The sequence below is a fragment of the Microbacterium sp. bgisy203 genome, assembly GCF_057706945.1.
Genome location: NZ_JBYIPF010000015.1, coordinates 1 through 9,851, shown reverse-complemented (window position 1 = coordinate 9,851; position 9,851 = coordinate 1). Strand labels below are relative to the sequence as shown.

Here is a 9,851-nt window from a genome sequence, read left to right as displayed (position 1 = left end):
GCAGCATCCGCCACGGCGGGGTCAGACGAGGTCACGCCAGTCGACGGCATCCTCTTCATCGTCCTCCGCGGTGTCGATCGGTTGCGTGATGATCGGGATCGACACCGTCTCGGTCGGCGGGCCCATGAGCGTCGCCTCGTCGCGTCGGTGCCGCAGCACCGTGTCGACGTAGGAGGAGAGCACCTCGGCGATCGGCACCGACTGTCCCCGCGCCTGCGACATGTACCAGCGGTGCTCGAGCACCTGGTGGAACACCTCCGCGGGTTCGAGCTTCGCGCGGAGATCCCAGGGGATCGCCTTCACGACCGGTTCGAACACGCGCGTGAGCCATTCGTGCGCGACCATGTCCTCGTCGGAGCCGAGGCGTGAGACGCGCGCCTTGAACTCGTCCATGTCGTTGAGCAGGCGCCGCGCCTGGTTCTCCTCGACGTCGAGGCCGGTGAGGCGCAAGAGTCGGCGCTGGTGGTGCCCGGCATCCACCACCTTGGGTTGGATCGACACGCGCGTGCCGTCGGAGTCCTGCTCGATCGACATCTCGCCGATGTCGAAGCCGAGGTCGTTGAGCCGCTGCACCCGCTCGGTGATGTGCCACGCCTCACCCGCGGCGAAGGTCTCCTGGTCGGTGAGGGCCGCCCACAGCGAGTGGTACGCCGAGACGATGCCGTCAGCGACCTCGACGGCATCCATGCCGCCCTCGAGGCGGCCGCCCGCTTCGAGATCCATGATCTCGCCGGCGATGTTCGTGCGGGCGACGTCGAGGTCGTGCTCGCGCTGGCCGCGCGTCAGACCCGCCTCGTGCAACTCTCCGGTCTCGGCGTCGACGAGGTAGGCGGCGAAAGCCCCGGCATCCCGCCGGAACAGCGTGTTCGACAGCGACACATCGCCCCAGAAGAAGCCGACCGTGTGCAGCCGCACGAGGAGGACGGCGAGGGCGTCGACGAGGCGGACGGCGGTGTCGGGGCGGAGCGTCTGAGTGAAGAGGGCCCGGTAGGGGAGCGAGAACTTCAGGTGTGCGGTGACCAGTGCCGCAGGCAGCGGCTCGCCCCTCGCCGTCCGGCGCCCGTCGATGACGGCGACCCGCTCGACGCACGGGACGTCGAGGCGACCGAGCATGCCGAGCATGTCGTACTCGCGGCGCGCCATCTCGGCCGTCGTCTCCTTGACCGCGACCACGCGGCCCGACAGGTTCGCAAAGCGCACGAGGTGGCGCGACAGTCCCTTCGGAAGGGAGACGATGTGGTCGCTGCGCCACTGCTCGAGGGGAACGGACCAGGGCAGCGCCAGCAGGCCCGGATCGATGCTGCTGGCGGTGATGCTGAGGGAATCCACTGAGCGGGCTGCCTTCGTGCGCGGGTGTGTCGGGTCTCTCGTGCCGGGATACGACGACGGCGCGGACGCTCGAAAGAGTCGCCCGCGCCGTCGTGGATCGATCAGGCCGAGGCGATCGCCTTGTCGGTGAGGCGCTCGCCGGTCTCGATGTCGAAGACGTGCACGTGGTGCGGCACCGGCGCGAGGATGACCGTCTCGCCCGCGCTCGGGTGGCTGCGACCGTCGACGCGCGCGACGATGTCGGTGCGCTTGCCGCCGATCTCGGTGTGGCCGTACAGGTAGCCGTCCGCCCCGAGCTCCTCGACGAGGTCGACGGTGACGGTCAGGCCCTTGCCGTCCTGCGGGTTCACGACGATGTCCTCCGGGCGCACACCGGCGGTGACCTGCGAGCCGGATGCCTTGCCCACCGTGTCGGAGTCGATCGGCACGACTGCCGACCCGAACTGCACACCGCCCTCGGCGAGGTCGGCGGGGAACAGGTTCATCGCGGGCGAGCCGATGAAGCCGGCGACGAACACGTTGCTGGGCTTCTCGTACAGGTCGCGGGGGGTGCCGACCTGCTGCAGGATGCCGTCCTTCAGCACCGCGATGCGGTCGCCCATCGTGAGCGCCTCGGTCTGGTCGTGCGTGACGTAGACGGTCGTGACGCCGAGACGGCGCTGCAGCGACGCGATCTGCGTACGCGTCTGCACACGCAGCTTCGCGTCGAGGTTCGACAGCGGCTCGTCCATGAGGAACACCTGCGGCTGGCGGACGATGGCGCGGCCCATCGCGACGCGCTGACGCTGACCACCCGAGAGGGCCTTCGGCTTGCGGTTGAGGTACTCCTCGAGGTCGAGGAGCTTCGCCGCCTCGAGCACGCGCTGCGCGCGCTCTTCCTTACCGACGCCCGCGATCTTCAGGGCGAAGCCCATGTTCTCGGCGACCGTCATGTGCGGGTAGAGGGCGTAGTTCTGGAACACCATCGCGATGTCGCGATCCTTCGGCGGGATGTCGGTGACGTCGCGGTCGCCGATCAGGATGCGGCCGGCGTTGACCTCTTCGAGGCCCGCGAGCATGCGCAGCGAGGTGGACTTTCCGCAGCCGGACGGGCCGACCAGGACCAGGAACTCGCCGTCTGCGACCTCGAGGTTCAGCTTGTCGACCGCGGGGCGCGTGCCGCCCGGGTAGAGGCGGGTGGCGTTGTCGAACGTGACGGATGCCATGTTTTCTTCTCCTTCACCGGCAGGTACGTGCCGGACGATCCGTAGTGATGGATGAGCGGGGGCTTGTCCCGCGCGCCCCTCATCAGGCGCACGTCCAGTATCGCACGTGCGGCCCCGAGCGGGGCTTGTGATCTGCTGCGGAGGTCGTGTCTGGGCATTTCCCAGCCAGTGGTCCTAGCATCGAGAGGTCGCGTCCGCCCCGGTGGCGCCACGTCGCACGTGTCGAAGCCGTCGCGGGCGACCACCCCCGCCCGCCTTCCGAGAGGTCCCATGTCCACCGACGACTCCGCCCGCCCCGAGGGCGCATCGCGCGAAGGTGAATCCTCCGGTGCCTCCTCGGCAGAGGTCACAGAAACGGCGAGCTCGCCGACGGTGCAGGGACGCCGCGACGCGGTGCGCGAGAAGGCGGAACAGGTGCGCGCCAAGCAGTCGCGCGCGCGAGTGGCTCGTCGCGTAGCACTGATCACCGGTGTCACGGCCGCCGTCGCGGTCGTCGCCGTCGTCGTGGCCTGGGCGATCGGCGGCGACGCGAACCGCCCGCAGCTCTCGCCCGGTGCTGCGGAGAAGGACGGTTTCGTCGTCACGTCGATCTCCACCGGCGCGATCGCGCCGGCGCCAGCGCCGGCGCCCGAACCGAGCGAATCGGCCGCCGCGGAGGGCGAGGCATCCCCCAGCCCGAGCGCGACGGAGACTGCGCCCGTCGAGATCCACGTGTACGTCGACTACCTCGCGCCCGCGGCGCGTGAGTGGCAGCTCGCCAACGCCACGCAACTCTCGTCGTGGGTCTCTGAAGGGGCCGCGACTCTCACGTACCACCCCGTGTCGATGCTCACGGCGAAGTCGAACGGAACGAAGTATTCGCTGCGCGCCGCGAGCGCTGCCGCGTGCGTCGCCACGTACGCGCCCGACTCGTTCTACAAGTTCTCCTCCGACCTGCTGTCGCGCCAGCCCGCGCCCGACTCCGACGGGTTCTCCGACAAGGAACTCGCCGACATCGCGCAGGCGAACGGCACCGATGACCCGAAGAAGCTCCGCGAGTGCATCGAGACCGAGGCCTTCGCGTCGTGGGTGAAGGAGGCGACGGAACGGGCCGTGGCCGGCAGCGACGGCGTCGCACTCACCGGCACGTCCATGGTCACCGTGAACGGGCAGACCTACATGGGCAACACGAGCGACCCCGCCGAGTTCTCGCAGTTCGTGCTCACCACCGCGAGCGGCAAGGCCGCAAAGACGCCGTCGCCGACCCCGACCCCCACGGCGACCGAGACCCCGGCGCCATAACACCGCTTCCGGTCGTCACGGAACGGCGCGGCGCGCCGCGCGCCGTAGACTGGGTGGCGCCTTGCCGGCTTGGCGCAATTGGTAGCGCACCTGTCTTGTAAACAGGGGGTTGCAGGTTCGAGTCCTGTAGCCGGCACCGTATTTTCCTGATCAAGAGCCATTTTGCAGCGGCCTGGATCGCGTCCTGCACCCTTCCTGACACGGAATTGGTACGGAATACTGCCGTCGCTGACGTCCCAGTGCGATCGAATCCCGTGCAAAGTGCAACCCTTACGACGTGTCACCACGCTGTGCGCTCCACCGCGCATAGAGACGCCATGACCAACAATTCAGCTCCGCCCGCACCCCGCGCGACCCACGTCCAGATCGGCCACGTCGGCGCGTATTTTGCCGACGACGCGCAGGCCATCCTCGATCGCTGCACCGGTGTCTACCTCGCCTCGACGGGCCGGTTCCCGATCGCTGCCTCGCACCGCCATTGCCACGGCGCCGCAGCCTGGCTCGACCTGCGCGAGGGCGACGTTGTGACGCTCGCGGGCGGCGGGGCGGATGGCACTTATCGCGTGATTGGCACCTTCACCGGCGCCTAGGGCGGCTTCCTTAGCGATGCGCTCGACGCTGCGCCGGCGGGGACGGCGCTGGCCCTGCAGACCTGCCTGACCAACGCGTCGGAGGGCAACCGATTCGTTTTCCTCGTCCGCGCATAAGCCATCAATCAAGGAGTTCACATGGCAAACCCGTTCCTCGTCCTCGGCGGCATCGCCGTGGGCATCGTCGTCGCCACCTTCGGTGTCTTGCAAGTGCCCGGTTGGGTGCGCTCCGCCCAGGACGCCGCCGCGCTCAACGACCTCGCCCAGGCCTCAATCGCACAGGCGGCCGCGGTCTCGATCTCGGGCGATGCGCTCGGCTCTCTTGACGAGCTCGACTCCCGCCCGGAGCTCGGGATCAGCGTCACACCGTCGAGTGGTGTCTGCACCGTCACGAGCGCGGCGGGGAGCGAGTGGATCGCCGCAAGCTCGCACGAGAACGTGGGCACTTGGCACGCCCGGATTAACGGCGGACGCATCGCCGAGGGCGGCACGATCGCGGAGGCCGTGACGGCTGCGGGTGGCGCTCCCAGCGGGGTCTCGCTGCCGGATGCCGCGGAGTGCGACGATGTAGAGGGCGGAGCGGCACCGCCACCACAGGCAGGCGGCGAGATCCAGGCCATGAACGGGCGGCTCACCGCAGCGGCTGCCACGGCCGGCAGTCAGGTGGAGGTGCTCGCCGCCAGTGCGGCACCCGACCCGCTCGCACTGTGGGTTCACAGCGCCGACGGCCGGATCCGCCTAGCAGAGACTGTGGGGACGATGGTCGAGCTTTGCCTGACCGATCAGCGCAAACCGCCCATCACGCACCAGGCGCGGGTCACGCTCGAGCAGTGCGATATCACGCGCCCGCAGATCGTCGACTACTTGGGCGCCGCGCCCGGCGGCCCAGCGGTTCCCGAGGGCGCTTCCGCGAGCTGGACTCAGCGGCCCGGACAATTCGTCTTCCGCTCGGCCTCAAACACGACCCGCAGCGGGTGGATCCGGGTCTCAGGCAACGTCCTTTGGAGCCAGACCACAGCGGGGCCTGCAGAGCTCATTCCCGCCGTCGGCGTCGGCGCGGGCGATGCTGGCTCTGCCACACACCAGCTCGTAAACGCCGCGGAGCAACGCTGCCTTACGGTCCCGTTCGAGGACGCTGGCGCTGCGCACCTCGCAAGCGAGCCGTGCTTCCGGGATGGGCGCACCGACACGGGGATTCGATGGAACCAGCGGTGGGCCCGGGCCGAGACCGGTACGCCGCAGCGCATCACCGTGGCCGCTCCTAGTGGTGAGAGAGCACTGACCGCCCGCCCTGATGGCACCGTCCACGTGATGGTCTCAACGGATGACGCCGCGCAGCAGTGGATCCGCAGTGGGGCGACGGGTAACCCGCGCACCTCGCACACGATTCGGCTGGCGGGGTCTCCGGATCAGTGCCTGACGGCAACGCCGCTGCCGACGCCGGTCCCGGTGATGGAGGGTCCGTGGTCGCACATGACGCTGGCGCCCTGCGATGGTCGCGCGGCCCAGAAATGGAACGTGCCCGCGTCCTGACCGCGCATAAATACCTCGTCGCCCGCGGTCCACACCTAATTTCCGCAGAGACGACGACAGACTGAGGCCCCGGCAATGCCGGGGCCTCTCGTCATCCACCGCGGATTGCGCCGCCCTCGAACCGCGGCGGCAGCTCGCGCTCGTCGAGCGGATCGCGATGCCCGCGGCTGAACCGCACCGCTGAGCCCGCCATCGCCGATCATGGCGATGACGATACGCGGAACTCAGTCCGTGATGCCGTCTCTGAGGATCGACCTGAAGTCGCCCGGTGCACAAGCTGATGTTCCAGCGATGTTGTACGTGTTCGGCCCCGCTCCGAAGCTGATCGCCGTCACAGGGCCACCAGAGCCGAACACGACCGGTGACTTCTCCGTGTTGATCCGCACCGTGATGCGCAGGCTCTCCCAGTAGTCGGCAACAGTTTTAGCGTCATCGAGCGGAGCAGAATCCGGAACAGGTGCAGACTCGACATAGGCCCAGTTGACCCCGTCGCCGCACGGGCCGACTGTGGCGTCGCCGTGGCGTTCCCATCCGACGACGTCGAGCAACGCCGCCGTATCCTGGGTGATTTGTATGAGGGAGGATCGAGCTTCACCGGGCGTCATCTCTTCCTCCTGTACACAACCCGCCAAAGACGCGGTCGCGATGAGCGCGATCAGGACACCGACCGTCCGCAGTGGCTTACCCATTCATGATCGCCGCCCGCAGCATTTGCTCGTAAACCGTCGGTCCGTGTGTGATCGGCTCTGTCATCTGATCGCCCTGCCCGGTCGTGGCCCACGCGAGGTTGCGCACAGATTCGGTTGCTTGATCAAGATATCCGTTGCCCACTTCCGGTGTTGCTTCGTGGTCAGTTGTAGGAGCACCGCCCGAGCCGGAGTCGACCCCAAACACGGGTCTCCGAGGATAGCATTTCGTGCCTGGCCGGCGTAGACGTGTTCTGCCTGCAGATCGGAAGCCTCGTCGATTTCCGGTGGCAGACCCGCCGATCCAATCATCGCGTAAGAGTCGACGTGGGCAGTCGTCTGAGCAAGCGCGATCGACGCTGTCGTCGTTCCGTAAGAATGCGCCACCACGTTGAGGTCGATGCCCGGCCGCGCGGCGTTGAATCCAACCAAGGCACGGTTCAGATTGGCTGCGCCCGCCTCTGCTTTGTCGCTGCTCAGGACCTCGAATGGTCCAACGGGCGGTGCCTCGTAGCCAACCCACGCGACAACCGCGTGTGTGCGGTTCGGGTCAGCGATCTCTTGTGCGAGCAGAAGATTCTCAGAGGCGCGCGCCCAATCCGAAAGACTCTCCGCCGACGACCCCATGCCGGGCACAGCCCATGTCGCGTTATCCGCGGCGTCCAGGTTGCCGATCGAAACGGCTGCGAGCGGCGGGCGATCGGAGGTCAGGCTGATGAGGAAGCGCTCGGAACTGACCTGGTCTGGATTGAGCGTCGCGAGGATCGCCTCGAGCGCGTCAACTCTCTCACGGTCGGCGGCTGAGGCTCGAGTTCCGCGTTCTTTGAGGTGCTCGCTCGCCTCCTCGTACTGCTGGTCGAGCCAGATGCGGTTGGCGGTGTCGCGGTCTCCGTAGGCCACACGCGCCGCTCTCGGCGCCATACTTCTGACCGCACTCGCCCTCACCGCCTGCTCGCCCAGCCTCGGCGATCCCCGCCAGGACGCGGCCCGTGCCTGGATGCGGGACGGCACTATCCCCGCCGAATGCGAGGAGCCGCACCACGCGGAGACACCCCGCCGCGGCGACCTCGAATACGGGGAGCCGACCTACAGGTTCCACAACGAGGACGCCGACATTGACGTGTACGACGTGCCGGTGACCGGCCCGGGTGGCTTCGAGGCGACCGTCGTCGTCGATGTCTGGCCGGACGACGTCTGTGTCGCCACCGTGAACGGAGGTGACTGACCACCACACACGCCCACCAACCGTTGAGGGCCCGGCGCTAGCCGGGCCCTCTCTTTCGTCTGCCCTATGCGCGACGTCCGACCTCGCGCCTACCCTCGCCCACATGCCACCGCTTGATCCCCGCACGCAGCTCTCCGTGCGCCTCGGTGCCATCCTCGGCAAGCACCGCTTCGATGCCGATCCGCAGGCCGCGATCGACGAGCTCCGATCCGCCGCCGGCCCGGATGTCGAGCTGCTCGCGGAGGCGACCGGGACCTGGGCCGGGTTTTACGGCGGAGCGGACGCGACTGCAACGCTCGCACGCGCACTCATCGAGCGGATCGAGGGCGCAGCCGAGTGGGTGGCGCTCGGGGAGCAGCGGCGGGGTGGGACGCACGGGACGGGAGGTTATGTGCGCCCGCGACTGCACGAGCTGCTGTGATCTAGAATCGGAGATCCATCACGGTTTTCGTCACGGAATTGAGCTCAGTTCCACGTGCCGTCCGCGGAAAGACGCCCATCTTCACGGGTAGTGACGGGTAACCGATCGTACGGTTTTCACCCTTCGGTGACGAGGAAACACCTGGTCAAAGGTGGAAAGTGCAGAACTGTTGTCGAAACCAGGGGGTTGCAGGTTCGAGTCCTGTAGCCGGCACCACAATTACCTGATCAAGTGGTATTTTGTTGCCGCTCGATGGCGGCGAGGTCGGAGACGAGCTCCGGGCGGGTCGCGGCTACGAAGGTGCCGGACTCGGTGTAGACGGTGAGGGCGCCGGTGCGGGTCTCGTCGAGCTCAGCGGTCGCGTCCACCAGGGCGGTGTGCGAGGCGGTGACCGTCTTCTCCGACGCGGCGAGGTCGAGGATGATCCAGCCACGCTTGCCGAAACGCTTCGGGGCGGGCTCGGTCGGGGAGTGGGTGGTGGTCGGGGCGTCGATAACCTCGGCGATGGCATGCTCCTGGGGTGGGATCCGGCGACGGCTCAGCGCCATAGCGTGGTCTCACTCTGGTAGAAGATGAGGGCCTCTCATGCACGGGTCGATACCCAGCGGGTGCGGGGGACTATCTAGTCGACGTAATCCTCGTCGATGATCTTGCTGAGGTCACCCGGAACGCAGAGTGACGTGCCCGCGATCGTGTAGGTGGCTGGGCCCGCGGTGAAGCTGATGGCATCCACGGGTCCGCCGGTCGCGAACACCGCAGGAACCTGCCCAGCGCCGAGTCGGACCTCTGGGCCCTTCGCCCGCCACAGTTCCGCGACCCGCTCAGTGTCCGCCGTTCGGTCGTCGCCCAGAGCGGAAGTTGCGTAGAAGTAGCCCCAGTTGACGTGCCCATCGCTCCCACATTCGCCCACCAATGGCGCGCTGGATGCTGCCCAGCCCTGGGTCTCGAGATGTTCGGCCGTCTCCTGAGCCAGGTCGACGAGGGCATCGCGGGCTTTGTCCGGGCTCATCGAAACCTCCTGGGGCCCGCAACCTGCGAGCATGACGACAGCGAACAGGGCCGCGGCCGCGCCGAACCGTCTATTCACTGGGTGACCTGCCTTCAAGGTACTTTCGATAGGCCGAGGTCGGGTCATCGTCTGGCCCATCGGTGAGCATATCCGGGTGTCCCGTGGTGGCATGAGCCACATTCCATAACGACTCCGTGCCGGGGTCGAGATACCCCGTATTTGAGTCATTACTCGATCCATGTTCGGTCACCGCCGTCAATCCGTTGACACCGCTATCGACACCGAACACGTCCGCGCCGAAGAACGGATTGGCGGGATTCACGGGGTGGGTGCCGATACTTCTTCCGAGCAACGCCCATCTGTCTCCCTGGCCTGGCTCGAGGAGGAGGCGATCTCGCGCCTGACCGGCATACACGTAGTCCGCGTGAAGCTCCGCTGCGTGGCCGATGGAGGCGGGCAGGCCAGCTGTCGACGACGGGTGAAGACTGACCCCGAGGCGACGGTTGAATCTTGACCCCTCCGACACTCTTGGAGGGTGATTTCAGTGGAAGATTGGGCGGAGATCCGCCGGT

11 protein-coding genes and 1 tRNA gene are annotated in these 9,851 nt (G+C 67.5%); 6 read left to right on the top strand and 6 right to left on the bottom strand.

Annotated elements, in window-relative coordinates:
- Positions 1 to 21: 21 nt before the first annotated feature.
- Positions 22 to 1,329: a DUF4032 domain-containing protein gene (locus AC3ENQ_RS13945; protein ID WP_431805342.1), complete on the bottom strand. Its 1,308-nt coding sequence runs from the start codon at positions 1,327 to 1,329 to the stop codon at positions 22 to 24.
- 101 nt (positions 1,330 to 1,430) lie between these two features.
- On the bottom strand, positions 1,431 to 2,534 hold the full coding sequence (locus tag AC3ENQ_RS13940) for an ABC transporter ATP-binding protein (protein ID WP_431805341.1): 1,104 nt from the start codon (positions 2,532 to 2,534) through the stop codon (positions 1,431 to 1,433).
- 270 nt (positions 2,535 to 2,804) lie between these two features.
- On the opposite strand from AC3ENQ_RS13940, the gene AC3ENQ_RS13935 reads away from it, so the two are divergent.
- The 4 genes from AC3ENQ_RS13935 to AC3ENQ_RS13920 all read left to right on the top strand — a co-directional run bounded on the left by AC3ENQ_RS13935 (position 2,805) and on the right by AC3ENQ_RS13920 (position 5,938).
- Positions 2,805 to 3,815 carry a DsbA family protein gene (locus tag AC3ENQ_RS13935; protein WP_431805340.1) on the top strand — a complete coding sequence of 337 codons (1,011 nt, stop codon included), beginning with the start codon at positions 2,805 to 2,807 and terminating at the stop codon, positions 3,813 to 3,815.
- 63 nt (positions 3,816 to 3,878) lie between these two features.
- Positions 3,879 to 3,951 (top strand) — tRNA-Thr (locus tag AC3ENQ_RS13930).
- A gap of 181 nt (positions 3,952 to 4,132) precedes the next feature.
- The gene (locus AC3ENQ_RS13925; RefSeq protein WP_431805339.1) at positions 4,133 to 4,405 is read left to right on the top strand and encodes a hypothetical protein; all 273 of its coding nucleotides are present in this window, start codon (positions 4,133 to 4,135) and stop codon (positions 4,403 to 4,405) included.
- A 138-nt stretch (positions 4,406 to 4,543) separates the two neighbouring features.
- Positions 4,544 to 5,938 (top strand): RICIN domain-containing protein, encoded by a 1,395-nt coding sequence (locus AC3ENQ_RS13920; RefSeq protein ID WP_431805338.1) that lies wholly within the window; start codon positions 4,544 to 4,546, stop codon positions 5,936 to 5,938.
- A 224-nt stretch (positions 5,939 to 6,162) separates the two neighbouring features.
- Here the strand turns inward: AC3ENQ_RS13920 and AC3ENQ_RS13915 are convergent, their stop codons facing one another.
- Positions 6,163 to 6,543 (bottom strand): hypothetical protein, encoded by a 381-nt coding sequence (locus tag AC3ENQ_RS13915; protein WP_431805337.1) that lies wholly within the window; start codon positions 6,541 to 6,543, stop codon positions 6,163 to 6,165.
- Positions 6,544 to 6,687: 144 nt separating this feature from the next.
- Entirely contained in the window at positions 6,688 to 7,524 is an 837-nt protein-coding gene (locus AC3ENQ_RS13910; RefSeq protein WP_431805336.1) for an alpha/beta hydrolase, read from the bottom strand.
- A 97-nt stretch (positions 7,525 to 7,621) separates the two neighbouring features.
- Here AC3ENQ_RS13910 and AC3ENQ_RS13905 point away from each other — a divergent pair, with 97 nt between their 5' ends.
- Complete coding sequence (locus AC3ENQ_RS13905; protein WP_431805335.1) at positions 7,622 to 7,849, top strand: hypothetical protein; 228 nt, start codon at positions 7,622 to 7,624, stop codon at positions 7,847 to 7,849.
- Positions 7,850 to 7,952: 103 nt separating this feature from the next.
- Complete coding sequence (locus AC3ENQ_RS13900; RefSeq protein ID WP_431805334.1) at positions 7,953 to 8,270, top strand: hypothetical protein; 318 nt, start codon at positions 7,953 to 7,955, stop codon at positions 8,268 to 8,270.
- A gap of 227 nt (positions 8,271 to 8,497) precedes the next feature.
- Here the strand turns inward: AC3ENQ_RS13900 and AC3ENQ_RS13895 are convergent, their stop codons facing one another.
- Both AC3ENQ_RS13895 and AC3ENQ_RS13890 read right to left on the bottom strand, forming a co-directional pair.
- Entirely contained in the window at positions 8,498 to 8,818 is a 321-nt protein-coding gene (locus AC3ENQ_RS13895; protein WP_431805333.1) for a hypothetical protein, read from the bottom strand.
- Positions 8,819 to 8,892: 74 nt separating this feature from the next.
- Positions 8,893 to 9,279, bottom strand: a complete 387-nt coding sequence (locus AC3ENQ_RS13890; RefSeq protein ID WP_431805331.1) for a hypothetical protein — start codon at positions 9,277 to 9,279, stop codon at positions 8,893 to 8,895.
- Positions 9,280 to 9,851: the final 572 nt, after the last annotated feature.